Origin of the sequence: Streptomyces sp. KMM 9044, assembly GCF_024701375.2 — a bacterium.
GTDB lineage: Bacteria > Actinomycetota > Actinomycetes > Streptomycetales > Streptomycetaceae > Streptomyces.
In genome coordinates, this window is record NZ_CP113910.1 from 4,616,321 (window position 1) to 4,641,062 (window position 24,742).

Annotated in this window: 20 protein-coding genes, 1 other RNA gene and 1 pseudogene; 18 read left to right on the forward strand and 4 right to left on the reverse strand. The window is 71.9% G+C overall.

What is annotated here, in order from left to right; translation table 11 throughout:
- The first annotated feature begins 11 nt into the window (after nt 1–11).
- From HUV60_RS20765 to HUV60_RS20780, 4 genes and pseudogenes are all read left to right on the forward strand, one after another.
- Nucleotides 12–1,262, forward strand: a complete 1,251-nt coding sequence (locus tag HUV60_RS20765; protein WP_257848755.1) for a serine/threonine-protein kinase — start codon at nt 12–14, stop codon at nt 1,260–1,262.
- A gap of 120 nt (nt 1,263–1,382) precedes the next feature.
- Entirely contained in the window at nt 1,383–2,489 is a 1,107-nt protein-coding gene (gene prfB, locus HUV60_RS20770; protein ID WP_257848756.1) for a peptide chain release factor 2, read from the forward strand.
- A 308-nt stretch (nt 2,490–2,797) separates the two neighbouring features.
- On the forward strand, nt 2,798–3,361 hold the full coding sequence (locus HUV60_RS20775; protein ID WP_269441214.1) for a hypothetical protein: 564 nt from the start codon (nt 2,798–2,800) through the stop codon (nt 3,359–3,361).
- A 165-nt stretch (nt 3,362–3,526) separates the two neighbouring features.
- Nucleotides 3,527–3,992, forward strand: a pseudogene (locus HUV60_RS20780) (transposase); the annotation flags it as partial.
- Between the two features lie 203 nt (nt 3,993–4,195).
- On the opposite strand, the gene HUV60_RS20785 reads toward HUV60_RS20780, so the two are convergent.
- Nucleotides 4,196–4,387 carry a hypothetical protein gene (locus tag HUV60_RS20785; RefSeq protein ID WP_257848758.1) on the reverse strand — a complete coding sequence of 64 codons (192 nt, stop codon included), beginning with the start codon at nt 4,385–4,387 and terminating at the stop codon, nt 4,196–4,198.
- A 283-nt stretch (nt 4,388–4,670) separates the two neighbouring features.
- Between HUV60_RS20785 and ftsE the strand changes: the two genes are divergently transcribed.
- The 5 genes from ftsE to ssrA all read left to right on the forward strand — a co-directional run bounded on the left by ftsE (nt 4,671) and on the right by ssrA (nt 8,637).
- Entirely contained in the window at nt 4,671–5,360 is a 690-nt protein-coding gene (ftsE, locus tag HUV60_RS20790) for a cell division ATP-binding protein FtsE (protein ID WP_257848759.1), read from the forward strand.
- A gap of 29 nt (nt 5,361–5,389) precedes the next feature.
- Entirely contained in the window at nt 5,390–6,307 is a 918-nt protein-coding gene (gene ftsX, locus HUV60_RS20795; protein ID WP_257848760.1) for a permease-like cell division protein FtsX, read from the forward strand.
- Nucleotides 6,308–6,374: 67 nt separating this feature from the next.
- Complete coding sequence (locus tag HUV60_RS20800; protein ID WP_257848761.1) at nt 6,375–7,538, forward strand: S41 family peptidase; 1,164 nt, start codon at nt 6,375–6,377, stop codon at nt 7,536–7,538.
- Nucleotides 7,539–7,609: 71 nt separating this feature from the next.
- Nucleotides 7,610–8,089, forward strand: coding sequence for an SsrA-binding protein SmpB (gene smpB / locus HUV60_RS20805; RefSeq protein WP_257848762.1), 480 nt, complete (start codon nt 7,610–7,612; stop codon nt 8,087–8,089).
- A gap of 145 nt (nt 8,090–8,234) precedes the next feature.
- Nucleotides 8,235–8,637, forward strand: a transfer-messenger RNA (tmRNA) gene (gene ssrA / locus HUV60_RS20810).
- An 81-nt stretch (nt 8,638–8,718) separates the two neighbouring features.
- Here ssrA and HUV60_RS20815 read toward each other — a convergent pair.
- Complete coding sequence (locus HUV60_RS20815) at nt 8,719–9,720, reverse strand: LacI family DNA-binding transcriptional regulator (protein WP_257848763.1); 1,002 nt, start codon at nt 9,718–9,720, stop codon at nt 8,719–8,721.
- Between the two features lie 241 nt (nt 9,721–9,961).
- On the reverse strand, nt 9,962–11,326 hold the full coding sequence (locus HUV60_RS20820) for an MFS transporter (protein ID WP_257848764.1): 1,365 nt from the start codon (nt 11,324–11,326) through the stop codon (nt 9,962–9,964).
- A gap of 83 nt (nt 11,327–11,409) precedes the next feature.
- On the opposite strand from HUV60_RS20820, the gene HUV60_RS20825 reads away from it, so the two are divergent.
- From HUV60_RS20825 to HUV60_RS20840, 4 genes are all read left to right on the forward strand, one after another.
- The gene (locus HUV60_RS20825; RefSeq protein ID WP_257848765.1) at nt 11,410–12,378 is read left to right on the forward strand and encodes a LysR family transcriptional regulator; all 969 of its coding nucleotides are present in this window, start codon (nt 11,410–11,412) and stop codon (nt 12,376–12,378) included.
- Nucleotides 12,379–12,558: 180 nt separating this feature from the next.
- Nucleotides 12,559–14,034: a hypothetical protein gene (locus tag HUV60_RS20830; protein WP_257848766.1), complete on the forward strand. Its 1,476-nt coding sequence runs from the start codon at nt 12,559–12,561 to the stop codon at nt 14,032–14,034.
- A complete protein-coding gene (locus tag HUV60_RS20835; RefSeq protein WP_257848767.1) occupies nt 14,034–16,232 on the forward strand; it encodes a polysaccharide deacetylase family protein in 2,199 nt (732 codons plus the stop codon). The genes HUV60_RS20830 and HUV60_RS20835 overlap by 1 nt, the downstream gene beginning before the upstream one ends.
- Entirely contained in the window at nt 16,229–17,551 is a 1,323-nt protein-coding gene (locus HUV60_RS20840) for an acyltransferase family protein (protein ID WP_257848768.1), read from the forward strand. Before HUV60_RS20835 ends, HUV60_RS20840 begins: the two co-directional genes overlap by 4 nt.
- A gap of 300 nt (nt 17,552–17,851) precedes the next feature.
- Here HUV60_RS20840 and HUV60_RS20845 read toward each other — a convergent pair whose 3' ends face one another.
- Nucleotides 17,852–18,337: a DUF6083 domain-containing protein gene (locus HUV60_RS20845; RefSeq protein ID WP_257848769.1), complete on the reverse strand. Its 486-nt coding sequence runs from the start codon at nt 18,335–18,337 to the stop codon at nt 17,852–17,854.
- A 1,181-nt stretch (nt 18,338–19,518) separates the two neighbouring features.
- Between HUV60_RS20845 and HUV60_RS20850 the strand changes: the two genes are divergently transcribed.
- The 5 genes from HUV60_RS20850 to HUV60_RS20870 all read left to right on the forward strand — a co-directional run bounded on the left by HUV60_RS20850 (nt 19,519) and on the right by HUV60_RS20870 (nt 24,683).
- Entirely contained in the window at nt 19,519–20,910 is a 1,392-nt protein-coding gene (locus tag HUV60_RS20850; RefSeq protein WP_257848770.1) for a nitrate/nitrite transporter, read from the forward strand.
- A gap of 144 nt (nt 20,911–21,054) precedes the next feature.
- Nucleotides 21,055–22,242 carry a uroporphyrinogen-III synthase gene (locus tag HUV60_RS20855; protein WP_443047366.1) on the forward strand — a complete coding sequence of 396 codons (1,188 nt, stop codon included), beginning with the start codon at nt 21,055–21,057 and terminating at the stop codon, nt 22,240–22,242.
- 184 nt (nt 22,243–22,426) lie between these two features.
- The gene (locus HUV60_RS20860) at nt 22,427–23,023 is read left to right on the forward strand and encodes a CGNR zinc finger domain-containing protein (protein WP_257848771.1); all 597 of its coding nucleotides are present in this window, start codon (nt 22,427–22,429) and stop codon (nt 23,021–23,023) included.
- A 245-nt stretch (nt 23,024–23,268) separates the two neighbouring features.
- Nucleotides 23,269–23,856: a sigma-70 family RNA polymerase sigma factor gene (locus HUV60_RS20865; protein WP_074993260.1), complete on the forward strand. Its 588-nt coding sequence runs from the start codon at nt 23,269–23,271 to the stop codon at nt 23,854–23,856.
- A 50-nt stretch (nt 23,857–23,906) separates the two neighbouring features.
- A complete protein-coding gene (locus HUV60_RS20870; protein WP_257848772.1) occupies nt 23,907–24,683 on the forward strand; it encodes an anti-sigma factor family protein in 777 nt (258 codons plus the stop codon).
- Nucleotides 24,684–24,742 lie beyond the last annotated feature (59 nt).

The following is a 24,742-nucleotide window of genomic DNA, read 5'->3' on the forward strand; positions in this document are numbered from 1 at the left end:
TAGGAGCAGTCTTGGCACGGAAGATCGGCAGCCGGTACACCGCCCACCAGGTCCTCGGCCGGGGCAGCGCCGGCACGGTGTGGCTCGGCGAGGGGCCGGAGGGGCCCGTCGCCATCAAACTGCTGCGCGAGGACCTCTCCTCGGACCAGGAACTCGTCGGACGCTTCGTGCAGGAGCGGACGGCGCTGCTCGGTCTGGAGCATCCGCACGTCGTCGCGGTGCGCGACCTGGTGGTCGACGGCAACGATCTCGCGCTGGTCATGGACCTGGTCCGCGGTACGGACCTGCGTACCCGCCTCGACCGCGAGCGCAGGCTCGCCCCGGAGGCCGCCGTGGCGATCGTCGCCGACGTCGCGGACGGCCTGGCGGCGGCGCACGCGGCGGGGGTCGTGCACCGGGACGTCAAGCCGGAGAACGTCCTGCTGGACATGCAGGGCCCGCTCGGCCCCGGCGGCTCGCACCGCGCGCTGCTGACCGACTTCGGTGTGGCCAAGCTCATCGACACCCCGCGCCGCACCCGCGCCACGAAGATCATCGGAACGCCGGACTACCTGGCTCCGGAGATCGTGGAGGGTCTGCCGCCGCGCGCGGCGGTCGACATCTACGCCCTCGCCACGGTCCTGTACGAGCTGCTCGCGGGCTTCACGCCGTTCGGCGGCGGACATCCCGGAGCGGTGCTCCGCCGCCATGTCACCGAGTCGGTCGTCCCGCTCCCCGGCATTCCCGACGAGCTGGGGCAACTGCTCGTGCAGTGCCTGGCCAAGGCGCCGGCCTCGCGGCTGCGGGCCTCGGAGCTCGGGACGCGGCTGCGGGAGCTGCTGCCCCTGCTGGCCGGGGTGCCGCCGCTGGACGTGGACGAGCCGGGCACCGAGCCGACGGAGCGGGAGGACGAGGACACCCGGCCCTCCGCTCCGGCGCCGGCCCCCGGGGAGCCCGCGCGACGGCGCGGCGCCGTTCCGCTGGTGCCGGGCGCGAAACCGGCCGATTCCAACCGGGACACCCATACGTCGATGCGGGTGCCGGCCCCGGACGAGCTGGCCGGAGGCGCCCGCGGCACGGCCCGCGCGCCCCGTGCCAGCGGCGCCCGCCGTCCCGGCTCGGCCCGCAACCGCGCGATCGCCCGGCGGCGCCGGCTGACTCTGACCGCGCTGGCGGTGACCCTGCTGGCCGCCGTCGGCGCGGGCGTCTGGCTGGCCACCTCGGACGACGGGCCCGGAGCGGATCCGCGCGACTCGAACAACTCGGCCCCCGCCACGCCCTGACCTCCGCCTCCGCCACGCCCCACCTCCGCCCCGCCGCCCTGACCTGCCCCGACGTCCGTGACAGGCCACGCGGGCGGGCGTCCGGCATGGGGTGCTCGGGCGAGCCGTTACGCTGGGGGTGTGGCAGTCGTCGATGTTTCCGAAGAGCTCAAGTCCCTCTCCTCGACCATGGAGTCGATCGAGGCCGTTCTGGACCTCGACAAGCTGAGGGCAGACATCGCCGTGCTCGAGGAGCAGGCGGCCGCTCCCTCTCTGTGGGACGACCCGGATGCGGCGCAGAAGATCACCAGCAAGCTCTCCCACCTCCAGGCCGAGGTCAGGAAGGCCGAGACGCTGCGCGGGCGGATCGACGATCTCGCCGTGCTCTTCGAGATGGCCGAGGAGGAGGACGACCCGGACACCCGTGCGGAGGCCGAGGCCGAGCTGACCAACGTCCGCAAGGCTCTCGACGAGATGGAGGTCCGTACCCTCCTGTCCGGCGAGTACGACGCGCGTGAGGCGCTCGTCAACATCCGCGCGGAGGCCGGCGGCGTCGACGCCGCGGACTTCGCGGAGAAACTCCAGCGCATGTACCTGCGGTGGGCCGAGCAGCACGGCTACAAGACCGAGATCTACGAGACGTCGTACGCGGAGGAGGCCGGCATCAAGTCGACCACCTTCGCTGTGCAGGTGCCGTACGCCTACGGCACCCTCTCGGTCGAGCAGGGCACCCACCGGCTGGTGCGCATCTCACCCTTCGACAACCAGGGCCGGCGCCAGACCTCGTTCGCGGGCGTCGAGGTGCTGCCCGTCGTCGAGCAGACCGACCACGTCGAGATCGACGAGTCCGAACTGAGGGTGGACGTGTACCGGTCGTCCGGGCCCGGCGGCCAGGGCGTGAACACCACCGACTCCGCGGTGCGGCTGACCCACCTCCCCACCGGCATCGTGGTCTCCTGCCAGAACGAGCGCTCGCAGATCCAGAACAAGGCGACCGCGATGAACGTCCTGCAGGCCAAGCTGCTGGAGCGGCGCCGCCAGGAGGAGCAGGCCAAGATGAACGCACTCAAGGGCGACGGCGGCAACTCCTGGGGCAACCAGATGCGTTCGTACGTGCTGCACCCCTACCAGATGGTCAAGGACCTGCGTACGGAGCACGAGGTCGGAAACCCCGAGTCCGTGTTCAACGGCGAGATCGAGGGCTTCCTGGAGGCCGGAATTCGCTGGCGCAAGCAGCGGGAGAAGTAGCCCCGCGCGCGAACAGTGCTTTGTCGACAAGGTAACTGCCGCCTCTGGGGCGGCAGTTACCTTTTGTACGTCGGGGGTGTCAGGGTTTTACATCACAATTACAGCTTCAACTCTCGGCAAAGCGCTTTTACTTGGACATCGCGCACGCAACGGCCTTGACGTTCATTTGAAAAGTGGGAAAAGTGAGGCGCGGCATGCGTATCTCTGGGGCGCACGTGAACCGGGGGGCTCGCCGAGGCGGTCGGCCCTGTTGATCACGGCCCCGAGCGCAGCCTTATGGACGATCAGCTACTGGGGGTAGCACGCATATGACGAAGAAGACGCGGATTCGCGTCGCACGCATCGCAGCCGGCGCAGTGGTCGCCGCGGGTGCATCGCTGATGGTGACGGGCGTGGCCCAGGCCGACGAGGACCCCATCTGCGACATCGTGGTCACTCCGGACTGTGAGGGGGAGCCCGGCGAGGGGGAGCCCAGTGAGGGGGAGCCCGGCGAGGGGGAGCCCAGTGAGGGGGAGCCCGGCGAGGGGGAGCCCAGTGAGGGGGAGCCCGGCGGGGAAGAGCCCGTCGAGCCGAACGAGCCCACCGAGGTCCCGACCACCCCGGGCGGTGACGGCAAGGGCGACGGCGGCGGCAACGCAGCCGACCCGGCCGGCGGTTCCGGCGCCTCTACCCAGGAGGAGGGCTCCTCGGCCCTCACCGAGACGGGCGACGAGCCCGCCCCGTCGGCCCAGGGCAGCGGCAAGGAGCTCGCCGAGACCGGTGCCGCCGAGATGACCTTCCTGATGATCGGCGCCGCCACGATGATCGCCGGCGGCGTCGGCTTCCGCGTGCTGCCGCGTTTCGTGGGCAACCGCTCGGGTGCCGCTGCCTGAAGGTGACGCCGCGCGTACACACCGTACGTGCGGCGGGGCGGGAATCGAGGGGCCCGGAGCGCATTCGCCGGACGCTGTTGGTTCATTCGGGCCCGTGCGTGACGTCGGCTCCCAAGACCCGGTTGTGGTCTTGGGAGCCGACGTTGTCGTATGGGGTGGGTGTCGATGTCTGTGCAGCCGAAGGGGCCGGGGGAGATTCCGGGGGAGACGGTGCGGGGGGCCAGGGCCGCGTTCCCCAAGGGGGCTGGCGATCCGTGTCCGGGACGAGCTGGGCCCGCTGTTCACCGACGAGGAGTTCGCGGACCTCTTCCCGGCGCGGGGAAAGCCCTCCTGGTCACCGGGGCGCCTCGCGTTGGTGCTGGTGTTGCAGTTCGTCGAAGGGCTCACCGACCGGCAGGCCGCGGAGGCGGTGCGGGCGAGGATCGACTCCGAATACGCCCTCGCGTTGGAACTGGCCGATCCGGGCTTCGACTTCTCGGTGCTGTCGGAGTTCCGGGACAGGCTCATCGAAGCGGGGGCGGGCAGGCGGGTGCTGGACGGCATCCTGGCCGCCGCTCGGGAGAGGGCGCTGCTCAAGACCGCCGGTCGGGCTCGTACGGACTCCACGCATGTGGCGAAGACGAGCCTCCAGCACCAGCTGACCGGCGCCGCGATCAACCTCGCCCGCACTGACGCCCACCTCACCGGACGACCACGAGCCCGCACCCGCACCAGCCACTTCGCAGCACTTCGCCCCGCCGACCAAGTCGGCGGAGCGAAGCGACAAGACCCGAATCAACCAACAGCGTCCGCATTCGCCGCTCCGGGCCCCTCGGCCGTCCGTGCCCTGTTCCGTCAGGCGGTCTGGTGGGCGAGCAGCGCCATCGCCGCGACCAGTACCACCAGCAGCGCGATCAGTGCCGTCGGGTTCAGACCCGCGAAGAAGTTCACCTGCTGCAGCCGCTCACGGTTCGCGCGACACACCGGGCACCGGCCCTCGCTCACGGGTGCGGCGCAGTTGGCGCACACCAGTCGGTCATACGTCATGCGCTCGCCCTCCTCGCGCCGGTTCCGGTCGGTACAACGCCCGCGACGACGCGAACGTTCCCCTCCCACTGTGCCAGGTTCCGCGGGAATCGGCGCGGCCCTCCGTACCCTGCCCGCACTCGGCCCCGTCCCGCCCGTTCCCCGCCCGGTTCCTGTGCACCGGACGGGAGTACATCCGGCATATAGCGCGCAAGTGTCACGCAACCCCGGCCGGTGACTGCGGGCGGCCTTCCGGTTCGCGTAAGGTCACGCACATCTACCCCCGGCGACCCGTGGTGCACCAGTGATCCGATTCGACAACGTCTCCAAGGCCTACCCCAAACAGAACCGTCCAGCCCTCCGGGACGTCACCCTGGAGGTCGAGAAGGGCGAGTTCGTGTTCCTCGTGGGGTCCTCGGGCTCCGGCAAGTCCACCTTCCTGCGGCTGATCCTCCGCGAGGAGCGGGTCAGCCACGGGCAGGTGCACGTCCTGGGCAAGGACCTCGCACGCGTCTCCAACTGGAAGGTGCCGCAGGTCCGGCGCCAGCTGGGGACGGTCTTCCAGGACTTCCGTCTGCTGCCCAACAAGACGGTCGCCGAGAACGTCGCCTTCGCGCAGGAGGTCATCGGTAAGTCCCGCGGCGAGATCCGCAAGTCCGTGCCGCAGGTGCTCGACCTCGTCGGGCTCGGCGGCAAGGAGGACCGGATGCCCGGCGAGCTCTCCGGCGGTGAGCAGCAGCGCGTCGCCATCGCGCGGGCCTTCGTCAACCGGCCCAAGCTGCTCATCTGCGACGAGCCCACCGGCAACCTCGACCCGCAGACCTCGGTGGGCATCATGAAGCTGCTCGACCGGATCAACCGGACGGGCACCACCGTGGTGATGGCGACGCACGACCAGAACATCGTGGACCAGATGCGCAAGCGCGTCATCGAGCTGGAGAAGGGCCGCCTCGTCCGTGACCAGGCGCGCGGCGTCTACGGCTACCAGCACTGACGAGGAACGGAAAGGCTTAACCCCACGCCATGCGCGCCCAGTTCGTTCTGTCGGAGATCGGTGTCGGTCTCCGCCGCAATCTGACGATGACCTTCGCCGTCGTCGTCTCCGTCGCCCTGTCGCTCGCCCTGTTCGGTGCCTCGCTCCTGATGAGCGACCAGGTCACCAGCATGAAGGGCTACTGGTACGACAAGGTCAACGTCTCCATCTTCCTGTGCAACAAGAGTGACGCCGAGTCCGACCCCAACTGCGCCAAGGGGGCGGTGACCGAGGACCAGAAGGGGCAGATCAAGGGCGACCTGAAGAAGATGTCGGTCGTCGACTCGGTCACCCACGAGTCCCAGGACGCGGCGTACAAGCACTACAAGGAGCAGTTCGGCGACTCCCCGCTGGCCAGCTCCCTCACGCCGGACCAGATGCAGGAGTCGTACCGCATCAAGCTCAAGGACCCGGAGAAGTACGAGGTCGTCGCGACCGCCTTCGACGGGCGGGACGGGGTGCAGTCCGTGCAGGACCAGAAGGGCATCCTGGACAACCTCTTCGGTCTGCTGAACGGTATGAACTGGGCCGCCCGCGCGGTGATGGCCCTCATGCTGGTCGTCGCCCTCATGCTGATCGTCAACACGGTGCGTGTCTCGGCGTTCAGCCGTCGGCGCGAGACCGGGATCATGCGGCTGGTGGGCGCCTCGGGCTTCTACATCCAGGCGCCGTTCATCGCCGAGGCCGCGGTCGCCGGACTCATCGGCGGCACCCTCGCCTGCGGGTTCCTGCTGGTGGGCCGGTACTTCATCATCGACAACGGACTGGCGCTGTCGGAGAAGCTGAACCTGATCAACTTCATCGGCTGGGACGCGGTGCTGACGAAGCTTCCGCTGATCCTCGCCACCAGTCTGCTGATGCCGGCCCTGGCCGCTTTCTTCGCGCTGCGCAAGTACCTGAAGGTGTGACTCTTGCCAAGAGGGGCGTACGGGCAACCGGCCGTGCGCCCCTTCGTGCTGTCCTAGACTCACCGGCATGTCAGGTCGTGCCCTGTTCTGCGAGCCCCGTCGGATCCGCCGAGGGGGCGCCCTGACCTTGGTGTTCGCCGGTGTGCTCGTGGCCGGCGCGGCCACCGGCAACCTGCCCGCACCGGCCGACCGGAAGCCCGCCGCGGACAGTGCCCCGTCGGCCGCCCCCGTCGACCGCCACGCCGAGGTCGCCGAGGCGGCCGAGGAGGCCATGGCTGCCGGCACGTCCCCCGTGGAGGCCGCGCGGCGCGCCGTCAGCCGCAGCGGGGACCGGTGGGGCGCCGTCTACTCCCCGGGCGAGTACGAGGAGTTCGAGGACGCACTCGACGGCAGTTACACCGGCGTCGGCCTGTGGGCCCGGGAACGGTCCGGCCGCATCGAGGTGACCAGGGTGGGCAGCGACACCCCCGCGGCCGACGCAGGCATCCGCGCGGGCGACCGGCTGCGCAGCGTCGACGGCACGACGGTCGACGGGCGGCCCGTCACCGAGGTCGTCTCCTTATTGCGCGGCGAGGACACGGACGAATCCGCCGGTACCACCGTCCGCCTGGGCCTGGAGCGCGGCAGGCGCGCGTGGAGCGAGACCCTGCGCAGGGCCCGGCTCTCCCGCGACGCCGTCACCGTCGACGAACTTCCCGGCGGGACCACCGTCGTCAAGGTCACCGCCTTCACCAAGGGCTCCGGCGACGAGGTCCGGGCTGCCGTGCGCCGGGCCCCGGCCGACGCGGGCATCGTCCTCGACCTGCGCGGCAACTCCGGCGGCCTGGTCGCCGAGGCGGTCGCCGCGGCCTCGGCCTTCCTCGACGGCGGCCTGGTCGCCACGTACGACGTGGAGGGCGAGCAGCGCGCCCTGCACGCCGAGCCCGGCGGCGACACGGTCAGGCCCCTGGTCGTGCTCGTCGACGGCGGGACGATGAGCGCGGCCGAGCTGCTCACCGGCGCCCTCCAGGACCGCGGACGGGCGGTCGTCGTGGGCTCCCGCACCTTCGGCAAGGGCGCGGTGCAGATGCCCGGCAGGCTGCCCGACGGTTCGGTCGCCGAACTGACCGTGGGCCACTACCGGACCCCGTCCGGCCGGGGCGTCGACGGCCAGGGCATCACCCCCGACCTGGAGGCCGAGGAGCAGGCCCTCGAGCGGGCGGGCACGGTCCTCGCCGGACTCGGCCGGTAGCAGGGCCGGCAGACGGCTGCCGAAATCGGCTTTCCGCCCACCCCCTCCGTAGTGCCAAAATGGGCGGCACTATGGCTAAGGAAAAAGGGCGCAAGCTGATCGCGCAGAACAAGAAGGCGCGGCACGACTACCTCATCATCGACACCTACGAGGCCGGCCTGGTCCTCACCGGGACCGAGGTGAAGTCGCTGCGCCAGGGCAGGGCGTCGCTGGCGGACGGCTTCGTCCAGCTGGACGGCAACGAGGCGTGGCTGCACAACGTGCACGTCCCCGAGTACAGCCAGGGCACCTGGACCAACCACAGCGCGCGGCGCAAGCGCAAGCTGCTGCTGCACCGCGAGGAGATCGACAAGCTGGAGTCCAAGTCCCAGGAGACGGGACACACCATCGTGCCGCTCGCCCTGTACTTCAAGGACGGCCGTGCGAAGGTGGAGATCGCGCTGGCGAAGGGCAAGAAGGAGTACGACAAGCGCCAGACGCTCCGGGAGAAGCAGGACCGGCGCGAGACCGAGCGGGCGATCTCGGCGGTCCGCCGCAAGCAGCGGTCGTAGGGCCGGCCTGAGCGGTCCTGCCCGAGCGGTCCTGCCTGAGCGGCCCCGGACCGGCGGCGCGGGAATACGCTGGCACCGACCCACGTTGGTCACGTACGATGGGGATCGCACCTCACAGCGGGTGCACACCTTGAGAAAAGAACATGGGGATGATCGGTTTCGACAGCGGCTGTCGAAGCAGGGGAAGCGTGTCGAGGAAGCGGCCATGATCTCGTAAACCACAGGCCGAAAAAATAATCGCCAATTCCAAGCGATCCATCTCCCAGGGCGAGCTCGCCCTCGCTGCCTGATCTTCAGGTAGCGAGCAGCGGCTCCCCTACCAAAGGGAGTGTCAGCCCGGGAGTGTTCCCGACCCGGATCCTGGCATCATTTAGGGGACTAAACCTTGATCCCGGTCACGGGGTGAAGAGGGAAACCCAACAGTGACTGAGCCCGTCGGAGACTTGTCCGCGTGATCTCCGGGGCTGAGAAAAGCACAGCGGACTGCACACGGAGAAGCCCTGATTCCGCACCGTTGGACGCGGGTTCGATTCCCGCCATCTCCACTTGCCCCATGTGGGCACAGGCCCCGTCGCATCAGCGGCGGGGCCTGTGTCATGCGGCCGTACAAAGGGACTCGGCCGGGCGGGTCAGGCCGGGCGCGGGCCCGTGCTGGCGCGTTCCGTCAGGCGGGGCGCGAGCAGGGTGACCGCAGGCGCCGGGACGCCGGACATCTTCCGTACCAGCAGGTGCACCGCGCGGGTGCCCAGCTCGGCGGAGGGCACGGTGACCGAGGTGAGCGGGACACGGGCCGAGGCGGCGGCCGGCGCCGGGCAGACGGCGGTGAGGGAGAGGTCGTCGGGGATGCGTACCCCGAGTTCCGCGAAGGCGTCGATCAGCGGGTCGATCAGCGGCTCGTTGTGCACCACCACCCCGGTCAGCGTGGGCTGCTCGCGCAGCAGCCGCTCGGCGATCACGCGGGCCGCGCCCCGGCCCGGTGCGCACGGGTGCACCGTGGAGCCGATCCGGTGCCGGTCCGCCGCGGCCGTGAAGCCCTGCACGAGCCGGCGGGCGAACGCGGTGCGCCGGACGTACACCTCCGGCGGCGAGCCGACCAGCGCCACCGTCCGGTGCCCGAGCCGCACCAGATGGTCCACGCACAGCTCACCCGCCGCACCGAAGTCCAGGTCCACACAGGTCAGCCCGTCCGGTTCGGCCGGGACGCCGATCAGTACGGACGGCAGGGGCAGCGCGCGCAGTAACGGCAGCCGGGGATCCTGGAGCTGTACGTCCATCACCACCAGCCCGTCCGCCGGCCCCGTCTCCGCCACCCGCCGGATGCCCTCCACGCCCTCCCCCTGGGTGAGCAGCAGTACGTCGTGGTCGTGGGCGCGGGCGGCGGTGGCCACCGCCACCGCGAACTGCGTCACCACCGGCACGTGGACGCCGGAACGCATCGGCACCGCCAGCGCCAGCACGCGCGATCCGGCCCCGGCCGCGCCACGGGCGTGCGGGCGGTAGCCCAGTTCGCGGACGGCGGCCTGGACGCGGCGCCGGGTCTCGTCGGAGATCGGCCGCTTGCCGCTGAGCGCGTACGACACCGTGCTGGGGGAGACCCCGGCGCGCCGGGCCACGTCCGTGATCTTCACCATCGGAGGTCCTTCACTGGAACCGGGTGCCGCAGCGGGAGGGGGTGTCGGGGCGAGGGAGTGCCGAAGGCTTCGACGGGTGAAGGTATGTGCGGGCCACGGAGCCGTCAATGGGGTGCGCGGGAATCGGTGGAGCGGTTCGACGGCTCGAACCACGGACCGGGTCGAACGGTGCCGAAGGGGCTGGTCGGGAGGTGCCCCGGCCGGTGAGGGAGGGGGAGAAGGGGAGGGCGGGGCGCCGGCCTCAGGCACCCGGGCGAGCCGGGGACGGTGCCTCGAACGGGCGGGGCCCCGAGGGGCCGAGCAGGACGAGTGCGGTCAGCAGGGCCGTCGTGGCCGCCGCCACCGGGACCCCGTACCCGGCTGCCGCCGAGACGTGCTCCACCGTCCAGCCGCCGGCCGCGCTGCCGCAGGCGATCCCGCCGAGCAGGCCGGTCACCGCGAGGGTCATGCCCTCGTTCAGCCGGCCCTCGGGGGTGCAGCACTGGACCAGGGTCATCGCCGTGACCATCGTCGGCGCCGTGGCCATCCCGGCCGGCAGGAGCGTGCCCGCCAGCAGGACGAGCGAGCCGGTGAGGGAAGCCGCGAGCAGCGGCAGCGCCATCAGGGCGGTCATCGCCGCCAGGCACCACGGCAGCCGGGACCACGCGGACCCCGCCGGGCGCATCGCCCCGTACGCGAGCCCCGCCGCGAAGGAGCCGGCCGCCTGGAGGGCGAGCACCGCGCCGGCCGCCGGGCGGTGCCCCTGGGCGTCCGTGAACGCGATGGTGACGACCTCCATCGCGCCGAACACCGCGCCGGTCGCGAAACAGACGACGAGCAGCGGGCGCATCCCGGGGGCGCGGAAGGGAGCCCGGCCGCCCGGTGCGTGGCCTCCGGCCGGCGGCTCGGTGGAGCGCTGGGCGGTGAACAGTGTCACACCCGTCAGCAGCAGCACCGCCCCCACCAGCGTGCCCGCCTCCGGGAAGAGCGCCGTGCAGAGGAAGGCCGCGAGCACCGGCCCGAGCATGTAGCACAGCTCGTCCGCGGCCTGCTCGAAGGAGTTCGCGGTGTGCAGCGCCCCGGCGGCCCCGGGACGGCCCCGCAGCAGGTGCGCCCAGCGGGCCCGGGACATCCCGCCGGTGTTCGGCGTCGTGGCGGTGGCGGCGTGGGCGGCGAACAGGGTCCAGTCCGGGGTGCCGTGGCGCACGCAGAGCAGCAGCGCGAGAGAGCCGAGCACGGCGAACACCGTCGAAGGCAGGGCGACACGGGCTTGCCCGTACCGGTCGACCAGCCGCGCGATCCAGGGGGCGGCCACCGCTGTCACCGCGAGCCCGGTCGCGACGACCGCGCCGGCCAGGGCGTACGAACCCCGTGTCACGGCGATCATCATGACCGCACTCACGCTGAACATGCCCATCGGGAGCCGGGCGACAAGGTTCCAGGCCGTGAACGCGCGGGCGCCGGACAGCGCGAAGAGGCTGCGGTACGGGCTCCGCCGCCGGGCGCGGCCGTCGTCCTTTCGGCCCCGCGGCGAGAAGTCGACGGCGACCAGGGTGTCGGCGGTGACCGTGAACAGAGGGGTGTCCCGGGAGGCCGGAGGGCGCCTGTGGAAGGTCGGTTGCGGCATGGCCCCACCGTCGCCCGGGCCCGCGCCGCCGGTCCAACACCTTCCCGGTACCGATTCACGCATCCGCGTTGTAGGTTCACGGGATGCCCGCTCCCGCCCACCTCGACCCCCGGCTCCTGCACGCCTTCGTCACTGTCGCCGAGGAACTGCACTTCACCCGTGCCGCGCTGCGCCTCTACGTCGCCCAGCAGGCGCTGAGCCGCGACGTGCGGCGGCTGGAACGGGAGCTGGGCAGCGAACTGTTCGTACGGACCACCCGGCAGGTGGCGCTCACCCCCGACGGCGAGCGCCTGCCGCCGTACGCCCGCCGGGCCCTGGCCGCGCAGGACGACCTGCTCGCCGCCGCCGGACAGGCCCGGCCGCTGCTGGTGGACCTCAACTCCCCGGGACTGGCCACCGGGCGCCGCGTCCTGCACCGGGCCCGCGAACTCCTCCCCGGTCACGAGCTGATGGCCCGCTACGAGAGCGGACTGACCTGGGCCGCGGGCGAGCTGACCGCGGGGCGGCTCGACGCGTCGTTCGGACGGTTCGCGGGGCTCCCCGAGGCGATGAAGGCCGGGCTCGACCAGCAGCCCGTACGCTACGAGCCGATGGCGGTGATCCTTCCCGAGGGCCACCGGCTGGCCGCCCTGGACCGGGTGCCGCTCGACGCGCTGGCCGGCGAGACCGTGTACGCCGGGGCGGGCAATCCGCGCACGCCCGAGTGGACCGACCTCGCGAGGCTGCTGTTCGAGGGGAGGGGCATCGACGTCGCGCCGCCCGCGCCCCTGGCCGTCGGTGAGGAGGAGTTCCAGCGGATCGTGGCCCGTACCGGGCATCCGGTCCTCGCCGTGGTGGACTTCCCGCCGCTGCCTTCGATGGTGCTGCGCCCGCTGGTCGACCCCGTTCCGCTGTCCCCTGTGTCACTGGTGTGGCGAAAAGGAATGATTCATTCCGCTCTGGAGGGACTTCGTGGTGCGGCGGCCGAAATCGCCGCGGAAGAGGGCTGGTTGCGACGGCCCGCGAAGGGGTGGGTTTCGGACAGGGATCTCGATGTCATGAGTTCTCCGTGATGTCTCACGCCTGACACGAATCCACACCCGGGGAACACGGGACCTCCGCGTACGCTACATTCGATGCTTGAGCACAGTGTGATAAACGGGGCGCTCGGAGCGGGTGGGGGCCATGGTCGGCGGCGCATGCCCAGGCCGTACGCGCACCCGGAACAGTCCCGTGGGGGAAAGAGCGTGCGCGTGGAGAAGTGGCGAGAAAACACCCAACCTGAACGGTCCGAGGCCGAGGCCGAAGCCGCCCCGACCGGGGACACCCGGCCCGCCCCCGGCGGTTCTGCCACCGACCGGGGAACGTGGTTCTCCCGGGACGTGCCCGGCCGCACCGCCCGTGCCGCCGGGGCGGACGACGCCACCGCGGTGAGGAGAACCCCCGGCACACCCCACGCGGCCGGCCCGGACGACCGGGGCGACCCGGAGCACCGGGTCGCCCCGGACGACGCGAAGGCCAGGACGACCACGATGAGCGCAACGCCCCCGCCGGGCGGCACGAGCAGGATGCCCGCACAGCGCGGGCCGGAGCAGGCCGCCCCGACGCCCCCGGCCTTCGAGGACCCCGAAGAGACCAGGGCGCTGCGCATCGGGCCCCGTACTCCGGCCGAGGGGGGCGGTGGGTTCGACCGGACCGAGAGGTTCGAGAAGCCCGGGGCGCCCTTCTCCGCCCGTACCACCCCCGCACCCCCCTCCACCGGGGACACCGGCTCCACCGCGCGCCTCTCCACCCAGGTCCCCGCGTCGCCCCGTACTCCCCTGCGCGACTCCTGGCAGGAGGGAGCCGAGGCGACCGCGCTCGCCCCCGCGCCCACCAGGCCGGTGCCCGCAGTCACGGAGACAGCCGTGGTCGCAGCCGCAGCCGCATCCGTAGTCGCGGACGCCGATGCGACCGAGCACACCCACGACCCGCACGAGGTGACGGTCCAGCTCGACGCCGTGCAGTTCGGCGACGGCGTGCTGCGGGCAACGCCGGGCGGGCACCGCGGCGGCGCGGGCCTCGACGCCGCGGACGGACCCGTGTTCGTCGACGAGTCGGGCCGCCGCAGCCGCCTCTACCGCCGGATCGGCCTGGCCGTCGGCCTGGCCTGCGCCGGGTACGCCGCCGTGATCGTCGCCACGCTGATGTCCGGCAACTCCACCGCCCCCTGGATGCCCGTGCCCGGCCAGGGGAAGGAGCAGCCCGCCGGGAAGGTCGAGACCTCGCCGCGGCCCGCCGAGCCGGACGCGTCGCCCAGTGCCGAGTCCACCCCGGGCACCGAGCCGACCGCGGGCGCCCCCGACGCCCCCGCCTCGCCCGACGCCGGCGTCCCCGCGGGCGGCGTGGTGGCCCCCGAGGCCGAGTCCGGTGAGACCGCCGAGCCGTCGTCGACGCCGACCGGGACCGCCCCGGAGCCGGGCACCGGCACCGGCGGCTCCGCCACGACCGAGCCGGCCGACCCCCCGGCCGAGACGGAAACCGCGGACCCGCCGGCCTCGTCCGGCGGCACCGGCACCGATCCGGACACGCCCCCCACCGAGGAAAATCCCGGCGACGAGGAACCCGCGGACACCGACACGGTCGCCCAGGCGCCCCAGGCCCCGCCGACCGTGGCCGCCGAGAACCCCACCGCACAGCCCGCCCCGTCCACCGCCCCCACCGCACCGTCCCCGGAGCACGCTCTCTGATGGCCTCCCACTCCCGCCGCCCCGGGTCCGCGACCAGAGCCCGAGGCGGCTCCCGGCGTCGCCGTCTGCCCCTGCGTCTGCTGCTTCCGCTGCTCGTCCTCGTCGCCCTGGCGGCGATGCTCATGCTGCGCGGGTACACGCACAGCGAGATCCTCGCCGACCACCGCGTCCAGCCGCCCGCCGCCACCGACCGGGTGCCGAAGAAGATCCTGGAGGGCGGCCCGGTCATCGACGCCCGGGAGGGGCGCGCCGAGACCCTGAGCGTGCCCGACCGCCGGCTGGTCCTCACCTTCGACGACGGCCCGGACCCGGTCTGGACGCCGCGTGTGCTGGACGTACTGAAGAAGCACGACGCGCACGCGGTCTTCTTCGTCACCGGCACCATGGCCTCCCGCCACCCGGACCTCGTCCAGCGTATGGTCGACGAGGGGCACGAGCTCGGCCTGCACACGTTCAACCACCCCGACCTCTCCCTCCAGTCCAGGGAGCGCATCGACTGGGAGCTGTCGCAGAACCAGCTGGCGCTCACCGGCGCGGCCGGGGTGCGCACCTCGCTCTTCCGTCCGCCGTACTCCTCCTTCTCCGCCGCCATGGACAACAAGTCCTGGCCGGTCACCGAGTACATCGGCAGCCTCGGGTACATCACCGTTGTCAACAACACCGACAGCGAGGACTGGCAGCGGCCCGGGGCCGACGAGATCATCCGCCGTGCCACGCCCGAGGACGGCGAGGGCGCCATCGTCCTGATGCACGACTCCGGTGGCGACCGCAGCCAGACCGTCGCGGCGCTGGACAGGTTCCTGCCCGATCTGAAGGAGCGGGGCTACGAGTTCGACAACCTCACCGAGGCCCTGGACGCGCCCGGCGCGATGACCCCGGTGACCGGCGCCGAACTGTGGAAGGGCAAGGCGTGGATCTTCCTGGTCCAGGCCTCCGAGAAGATCACCGGCGGCCTGGTGGTGGGCCTGGCGGTCATCGGCACCCTGGTCATCGCCCGCTTCGTGCTGATGCTCCTTCTCTCCGCCGTCCACGCCCGCCGGGTCCGCCGCAAGGACTTCAGCTGGGGTCCGCCGGTCACCGAACCGGTGACGGTGCTGGTCCCGGCCTACAACGAGGCCAAGTGCATCGAGAACACCGTCCGTTCCCTGATGGACAGCGACCACCCCGTCGAGGTCCTGGTCATCGACGACGGTTCCAGCGACGGAACGGCCCGCATCGTCGAGGCCATGGGCCTGCCCAACGTCCGGGTGATCCGCCAGCTCAACGCGGGCAAACCGGCCGCCCTCAACCGGGGCCTGGCCAACGCCCGGTACGACATCGTCGTGATGATGGACGGCGACACGGTCTTCGAGCCGTCCACCGTCCGCGAACTCGTCCAGCCCTTCGGCGACCCGAGGGTGGGAGCCGTGGCGGGCAACGCGAAGGTCGGCAACAAGGACAGCCTCATCGGCGCCTGGCAGCACATCGAGTACGTGATGGGCTTCAACCTGGACCGCCGCATGTACGACGTCCTCGGCTGCATGCCGACGATCCCGGGTGCCGTCGGCGCCTTCCGCCGCTCGGCACTCGTGCCGATCGGCGGCATGAGCGACGACACGCTCGCCGAGGACACCGACGTCACCATGGCGCTGCACCGCGCCGGCTGGCGCGTGGTCTACGCCGAGAACGCCCGGGCCTGGACCGAGGCCCCGGAGACGGTCCAGCAGCTGTGGTCCCAGCGCTACCGCTGGTCGTACGGCACCATGCAGGCCATCTGGAAGCACCGCCGCTCCGTGATCGAGAAGGGCCCCTCGGGCCGCTTCGGCCGCGTGGGCCTGCCCTTCGTCTCCCTGTTCATGATCGTGGCCCCGCTGCTGGCCCCCCTGATCGACGTCTTCCTGCTCTACGGCCTCGTCTTCGGCCCGACCGAGAAGACGATCGTGGCGTGGCTGGGCGTCCTGGCCATCCAGGCGGCCTGCGCGGCCTTCGCCTTCCGGCTCGACCGCGAACGCATGACCCATCTCGTCTCGCTGCCGCTGCAGCAGATCCTCTACCGCCAGCTCATGTATGTCGTGCTGCTCCAGTCCTGGATCACCGCGCTCACCGGCGGCCGTCTGCGCTGGCAGAAGCTGCGGCGCACCGGCGTCGTCGAGGCGCCCGGCGGCTCGGTGCCGCGCCAGAACGCGCGGACCGACGACGATCGGAGGCCCGTGGCATGACCCACGGCTACACGACCGGTACGGGGCAGGTGCCGGAACCGGCCGGCCCGTACGGAACCGGGCGCACGGGAGACGCGCACGGCGTCCCGGAAACGCCGCTCGCGGTCCCGCGACCGCGCACGACCGCGCCCGTACCGGACCCCGGCGCCCCGGCCGCCCCGGCGAAGCCCGGCCGTGACCGGTACCTCGACCTGCTGCGCTCGCTCGCCCTGGTCCGCGTGATCGTCTACCACCTGTTCGGCTGGGCCTGGCTGACCGTGCTGTTCCCGTCGATGGGCGTGATGTTCGCGCTGGCGGGTTCGCTGATGGCGCGTTCGCTGAAGCGTCCGGCGGGGAGCGTGATCCGCAGCCGGGTCCGCCGTCTCCTGCCGCCCATGTGGGCGTTCGCCGTGGTCGTGCTGGCGATGATGTTCGCGAACGGCTGGAACCCGGCGAAGGACGACGGTTCCTGGGGCCTGATCGGGCTGTTCAACTACATCGTCCCGATCGGTGCTCCGCCCTATCCCTGGGAGCTCGGCTCCCCGTCGGGCCTGCTGGACGACGCCTGGGCGGTGCAGGCCGCGGGCCCGCTGTGGTACCTGCGCGCCTATCTGTGGTTCGTGATCGCCTCGCCGCTGCTGCTGTGGGCGTTCCGCCGGGCCCCCTGGCCGACCCTGCTCGCACCGCTGGGCCTGACGGCGGTCGTCGGCACGGGCCTGGTGACCATCCCCGGTGAAACGGGCAACGCGGTCACCGACTTCGCGGTCTACGGCAGTTGCTGGGTGCTGGGCTTCGCCCACCAGGACGGCATGCTGCAGCGGATCCCGCGGTACGTCTCGGTCTCCTGCGCGTCGCTGGTGATGGCCTTCGGCCTGTGGTGGGCGTCGAACCACCTGGGCCCCGACGGCTGGGACCTCAACGACATTCCGCTGGCCCAGGCGACCTGGTCGTTCGGGTTCGTCGTGATCCTGCTCCAGTACTCCCCGTCGTGGCGGGAACTGCCCGGCCGCCTGGCGCAGTGGGACAAGCTGGTGACCCTCTCCAACAACCGGGCGGTCACCATCTACCTGTGGCACAACATGCTGATCATGGCGACCGTCCCGATCATCGACCTGCTGTACCGGCTCCCGTTCCTGCAGAGCGAGCGCGGGGCGGATGCCGTCACCAGCACGTACACCCTCTGGATGTTCGCCCTGATCTGGCCGCTCATCGGCCTGACGGTGCTCGCGGTCGGCTGGGTCGAGGACCTCGCGGCCAAGCGCAGGCCCCGCCTGTGGCCGAACGGCGCGAAGCGCTCCGCCGGAAAGGGGCCCGGCCGCCGCGCAGCCCGCCGGGGCTGACGACGACCCCCTCTTCCCGGGACTCCGCCTTCTTCGGCGACAGCGTCGGCGAGGGCGCCGGGCCTGCGGTCCAAGTCGGCGCAGGTCTCGTCCGGAAAGGGGCCCGGCCGCCGCGCAGCCCGCCGGGGCTGACGACGACCCCCTCTTCCCGGGACTCCGCCTTCTTCGGCGACAGCGTCGGCGAGGGCGCCGGGCCTGCGGTCCAAGTCGGCGCAGGTCTCGTCGAAGGGGTGCCGGCAACCCGTTACGTGTTCCGGCCGGGCCTGACGGCCCGGGTGGAAACAGAGATGTCCGCGGTGGTCAGCCCGCGTCGGGCAGCGTCTCCGGGAAACCCTGCTCACCCGCCTTCCGGCGTGCCCGCTCCGTGTTGAACCGCCGGACCGTCTCCAGCCACCGCCACGGACGGATCTCGTCCAGGGCCAGGCCGGGACAGGCGAGCCGGTGGGGGACGCGGCAGGTGGCGCCGGGCAGGGGTTCGTCCAGGCCGCCGTTCCAGGCGGTGCCGTCGGTGCCGAGGTGCCAGCGGTGTCCGCCGGGCACGAGGTGGGCGGGCAGGGTGAAGCCGGGCTCGAGGAGGACGTGCCGGCCGGTGTAGGTGCGGCGGCGTTCGCCGGCCAGGCCGCAGTGGGGGCAGAGGGGCGGGCGGGGTGGTTCAGGGCCGGTGGCGCCGTCCAGGGCGGCCTGGGCGCGGTCGATGTTCTCCCACGGTCGTGCGGTGGCGGGTGCGTGGCGGTGGGCGTCGGGGCCGGGGGGCGGAACGACGGTCGGTTCGTGTGGTTCCCTCATGGGTGTGAGCGTGGGGGCGGCCGGCGGTGCGGGGTAGGGCGCGATTCGGGCGTGACGGGATCATGGGTGCGGGGTGCGTGGGTGCGGGGCGCGACTCCCGAGGCGATGGGGGACCGCGGGGTGTCGTGAGGGCGTGGCTGGTCCTTGGCGCGGTCGTCCGTGCGCGCGGGCCCCGCCGTCAAGAAAGGCGTCGGCCGCGGTCCCGGACAGTTCCACCTCAGAGGCCCGGCGGCCTTCTCCCGGCATGACCTGCCTCACCTGCTGGAGTCACCGCTTTCGGCAGATGGTCCCGGTGCCGCGGGGCCGGAGGCGGGTGCCGTACCGAAGGCGAGACGACACCGTCGGCCTGAGCTCTCACCGAGTGCCTGCGGTTGATGAGAACGCTGGGTACATCGGTCTCAGCGATCTCGAAGGACGGGGTCTCGGAGAGGTGTAGACCGGGGCCGGCATCTTGAATCGTTCCTTCAGCCAGCGGTTGGTCGACGGCTTCTGCGGCTAACGCCTGCTGCGGAAACAGCAGCGAGAGGCTGACCACGGCCGCCACGGACGGCGCGGTTTTGCGCACAAGCACCCCCTTGTGAAGATCATTTGAAAGCACGTCAGGTGAGGTGGATCTCTTGTGGGGATTTCCGCAAGGGTGTACGGGGAGGAGGGTAAGGTCTCCAATTGGTGGGTCTTCGAACTTGACGGGGGTACCGCCGACCGTCGGCACCTCGGCACCTCGGCACGCGCCGACTGCCCGTCGAACGTCCTGGTCGGGCGGCGCCCCGGGTGCGGCCCCGTGCCGTACGCCCGGCAGGCCCCGGGCTCCTACGCCCAGCCCGCCCCCGCCGCCCACGGCACGCCGACCGCGCCCGCCCCGTACGGGCCTCCGCAGCAGCCCCCGGTGCCCGGTGGTCCCCACGCCCAGCCGCAGCCGCCGTACGGGCAGCCGGTCCAGCCGCCGTACCCCCGGCACAACCCCTACGGGCAGCCTCCGCAGCGCCGACCTCACGGTGTGGTGTCCGCCCGGTACCGGACTCCTCTCACCCCGCCCCGGCCCGGGGTGAGAGCAACGTTCCCCAGCGGTCACCCACAGCCACAGACCGGAAACGCTCCTTCCCTACCTTCGGGACCAGGCCCCGGGCCCCCGGGCCCTCGCGGCATCCGTCCGCACCACCCCGGAGAACAGTGGAGGCGTCATGACAGCCCCTGGTCAGGTCCCCGCACCGTCGCCGCCCCCGAGCAGGGGCGGCCGCTGGATCCAGCACTGGGATCCCGAGGACGAGACGTTCTGGAACCGGACCGGGGAGCCGATCGCCCGCCGGAACCTCCTCTTCTCGGTGCTGTCCGAACACATCGGGTTCTCGGTGTGGACGATGTGGTCCGTGCTGGTGCTCTTCATGGGCCCGGAGTACGGGCTGACCCCGGCCGACAAGTTCCTGCTGACGTCCATGGTGACGCTGGTCGGCGCCGTGGTCCGGGTCCCGTACACCTTCGCCGTCGCGGTGTTCGGCGGACGCAACTGGACGATCGCCTCCGCCGCGCTGCTGCTCGTGCCCACGGTCGCCGCGTTCACCGTGATGGAGCCGGGGACGTCCTTCTCCACCTTCCTGCTGGTCGGCCTGCTGGCCGGCATCGGCGGCGGCAACTTCGCCTCCTCCATGACCAACATCAACGCCTTCTTCCCGCTGCGGAGGAAGGGCTGGGCGCTCGGCCTGAACGCCGGCGGCGGCAACATCGGCGTCCCGGTGATCCAGCTCGCCGCCCTCGCGATCATCGGGGCGGGCGGCGGGCCCCGGGTGCTGCTCGGCCTCTACATCCCGCTGATCGTCGTGGCCGCCGTGCTCGCCGCGCTGTACATGGACAACCTCGCCTCGGTACGCAACGACACCGGTGCGGCCAAGGACGCCGCCCGGGACGCGCACACCTGGATCATGTCCTTCCTCTACATCGGCACCTTCGGCTCGTTCATCGGCTACAGCTTCGCCTTCGGGCAGGTGCTGCAGAACCAGTTCGACCGCACGCCGCTCGAGGCCGCGTACGTCACCTTCATCGGCCCGCTGCTCGGCTCCCTGATCCGCCCGGTGGGCGGATGGCTCGCCGACCGGTACGGCGGCTCGCGGATCACGCTGTGGAACTTCGTCGGCATGGGCGTGGCGACCGGGGTGCTGATCGTCGCCTCCATGCAGAAGTCACTGGCGCTGTTCACCGTGGCCTTCGTGGTGCTGTTCGTGCTCACCGGCCTCGGCAACGGCTCGACGTACAAGATGATCCCGGGCATCTTCCAGGCCAAGGCGCTGGCCCGGGGGCTGAGTGGTGAGGAGGCGGCTGCGTACGGGCGCAGGCTGTCCGGGGCCTCCATGGGGCTGATCGGCGCGGTGGGCGCGCTCGGTGGCGTCGGCATCAACCTCGCCTTCCGCCAGTCCTTCCTCTCCTACGGTTCCGGCACCGGCGCGTTCGTCGCCTTCCTGGCCTTCTACGCGGTCTGCCTGGTGGTCACCTGGGCCGTATACCTTCGCCGCCCGGCCCGGCCGGCCTCCACGACGGTCATTGCGGAGGACAAGGCGCAGCTCAGCTACGCCCAGGTGTGACGTAACACTGGCGACACGAAGCCGAACCGAGCCTGTCATGGAGCATTGACAGGCTCGGCCGGCATGAGGACGAGCCGTGCCTCAGGCAGCACACCGAAACGCGGTACACCGACTCGAGTGCGGGACGAGAGCGGGACGAGAGCCATGCACGACGAACAGCAGAACCCCGACCGGCCCACGGGGCCGCCCATGGAGCAGACCTCCGGCCACGGGCCGCTCGCGGGCTTCACCGTGGGGGTGACCGCCGCTCGCCGGGCCGACGAGCTGGGCACCTTGCTCCAGCGACGTGGCGGTGCCGTCCTGCACGGCCCGGCGCTGCGGATCGTGCAGCTCGCCGACGACAGCGAACTGCTGGCCGCCACCAAGGAGGTCATCGGACAGGCCCCGGACATCGCGGTCGCCACGACGGCGATCGGCTTCCGCGGCTGGGTCGAGGCCGCCGACGGCTGGGGGCTCGGCGACGCTCTGCTGGCGCGGCTGCGCGGGGTGCGGATCCTGGCCCGCGGACCGAAGGTCAAGGGCGCGATCCGGGCGGCCGGGCTGACGGAGGAGTGGTCGCCTTCGTCGGAGTCGATGGCCGAGGTCCTCGACCGGCTTCTGGAGGAGGGCGTCGACGGACTGCGGATCGCCCTCCAGCTGCACGGCGAACCGCTGCCCGGGTTCGTGGAGTCGCTGCGGGCCGCGGGAGCGGACGTGGTGGGGGTGCCCGTCTACCGGTGGATGCCGCCGGAGGACATCACCCCCCTCGACCGGCTCCTCGACGCCACCGTCGCCCGGACCCTGGACGCGGTCACCTTCACCAGCGCGCCCGCCGCCGCGTCCCTGCTGTCCCGCGCCACGGAGCGCGGTCTGCTCGACGACGTCCTCGCCGCCCTCGGCCACGACGTCTTGCCCGCCTGCGTCGGCCCGGTCACCGCGCTGCCGTTGCAGGCCCGGGGCATCGACACGGTCCAGCCGGAACGCTTCCGGCTCGGCCCCCTCGTCCAACTGCTCTGCCGGGAACTGCCCGGCCGGGCCCGCTCGCTGCCGGTCGCCGGGCACCGGATGGAGATCCGCGGGCACGCCGTCGTGGTGGACGGCGAGCTGCGTCCCGTACCGCCCGCGGGCATGTCACTGCTGCGGGCGCTGGCCCGCCGCCCCGGCTGGGTCGTCGCCCGCGCGGACCTGCTGCGCGCGCTGCCGGGCACCGGCCGTGACGAGCACGCGGTGGAGACCGCGATGGCCCGCCTGCGCGCCGCCCTCGGCGCGCCCAGGCTGATCCAGACGGTCGTCAAACGCGGCTACCGCCTCGCCCTGGACCCCCAGGCGGACGCCAAGTACGGGGACGCCTGAACGGAGCCGGCCCCGGGCCGGGACGCTCGGGCCGGGCGCCCCGAGTGAGGGGTTCTTGGCCAGGGGGTTCCGGGCGGGGGAGCGGGCGGGCACTGTAGAGGGAGCGGATTCCCGGAACAGATCCCTCACTCGCACCGCCCCGGCCCCCACTCGACCGGGGTGAACCCTAGGCGGTGACAGGCACATGGCACTGGGTACGGTCACGGCGCCCCACGAGCTGCGGTTCGACACCGGGCGGATCTGTCTGGACCTCCTCGCGACCACGCATCCCGAGGAACGGCTCGGCTCCGTCGGCGTGCTGAGCGCCTGGATCACCGGCTCCGGCCTCGTCCCGGCCGGCACGCCGCTCACCCACGCCGACGGCACCTGGCCGGCCGCCTTCCGTGAACTGCGCGGCCATCTCGCCCGTCTGGTGCACGGCCGCCCGGCGCCCGGCGGCGTGGCCTACGACCTCGCGCTCGCCCGCGTCAACGAGACCGCCCGCGCCGCGCCCCCCACCCCGCGCGCGGTCCCCGGCGGTGACGGGACACTGGTACGGCGGCTGGAGGCGCCGCCCGGCTGCGCCGCGCTGCTCGCGGCGATCGCCCGGGACGCCGTGGACCTGCTCACCGACCCGCTCGCGCGCGGGTGCCTGCGGCAGTGCGAGGGCGACCACTGCCCGATCGTGTACCTGGACACCTCACGGGGCCGCCGCAGGCGCTGGTGCTCCAGCGAGGTCTGCGGAAACCGCGAACGAGTGGCCCGCCACCGCCGCAGGGCCGCCGCCCTCTCCCGAGTCTGACCCGTCCCCGACTCCGCGGCCGTGTGACATCGCTAACACTCCGTTTGCTCTCCGCCCGGCACGGGCAGCCGCGCCGCCCCTCCGTCTGTGGTGGAAATGTGAAAAAGGAGCGGGGGAAATGTGCTCCCATGTCCCGGTCTTCACCACGGTCCCCGGGAAAACGACGCCTCACGTTGAACATCCGGAGCCCCGCCTCCGTACCCGATGTGGAGCGACCGACGGGGGGGATCCCCGGGACACCGGAGGTGGGCGTGCGCAAGGATGCGGCCGTGGCCAATGAACGCGGAGCGAGGGCCCGACATCGCATGTCCCCGTCCTCGTCGAATGAACCTGATGAGGAGTTGATGCGTGCGCTGTATCGAGAGCACGCCGGGCCTCTTCTCGCCTACGTCCTGCGGCTGGTCGCCGGAGACCGGCAGCGAGCCGAGGACGTCGTGCAGGAGACGCTCATCCGTGCCTGGAAGAACGCCGGTCAGCTCAATCGGGCGACCGGATCGGTACGCCCCTGGCTGGTGACGGTCGCCCGGCGCATCGTCATCGACGGCCACCGCAGCCGGCAGGCCCGGCCGCAGGAGGTCGATCCGTCGCCGCTGGAGGTCATCCCCGCGGAGGACGAGATCGACAAGGCGCTGTGGCTGATGACGCTGTCGGACGCACTCGACGACCTGACCCCTGCCCACCGGGAGGTGCTCGTCGAGACGTACTTCAAGGGACGTACCGTGAACGAGGCGGCCGAGACCCTCGGGATACCCAGCGGCACGGTCCGTTCCCGGGTGTTCTACGCCCTGCGTTCGATGAAGCTGGCTCTGGAGGAGCGGGGGGTGACGGCGTGATGAGTGTGTACGGGGGATTCGGAGCGGGCGGTACGGGTATGTCTGGTGCCATGCAGGGATCACCGGTGCCGAACGAGCACGAGACCGTCGGTGCCTATGCTCTCGGCATCCTCGACGATGCCGAGGCGACCGCGTTCGAGTCGCACCTCGCAGGCTGCGAGTGGTGCGCCCAGCAGCTCGACGAACTCGCCGGTATGGAACCGATGCTGGCCGCCCTCGCGGACCTGCCCGGCACCGGCACGCCGTCGCTCGGTGAGTCGCTGTCGGCCAAGCCGGCGCCACGCGTGGTGGAGAAGCTGGTCGACGAGGTCGCCGAGCGCCGCGCCAAGAAGCGCCGCCGCAACTTCTACATGGTCGCCGCCGCGGGCGCCCTGATCGTCAGCGGCCCCTTCGTCGCCGTCGCGGCGAACGGCGGGGGCGACAGCGGCAGCCGGGGTGGCAACACCAACCAGACCCTCTCCGCCGACCCGGCGAAGGACGTCTTCGACCAGATCCCCGACAAGCTCACGGCCACCGACCCGGGCACCAAGGTCTCCGTGACCGTGGCGTTCCAGGAGAAGGACTGGGGCACCGGCCTCGCCGCGCAGATCAGTAACGTCAAGGGCCCCGAGAAGTGCGCCCTGGTCGTCGTCGGCAAGAACGGCGAGCGGGAGACCGCGACCTCCTGGACCGTCCCGGAGTGGGGCTACGGCCTGCCGGACGCCAAGTCGGACAAGGCCAAGCAGCCGCTCCACGTCCAGGGCGGCGCCTCGCTGGACCCCGACGAGATCGACAGCTTCGAGATCGTGACCTTCGACGGCGAGAAGCTCGTCGAGGTCGACGCATAGCCTCACAGGTCCCCTTCGCGTACGGTTGACGGCTGCCCAGCACGTCAGAAGGGGGCCCG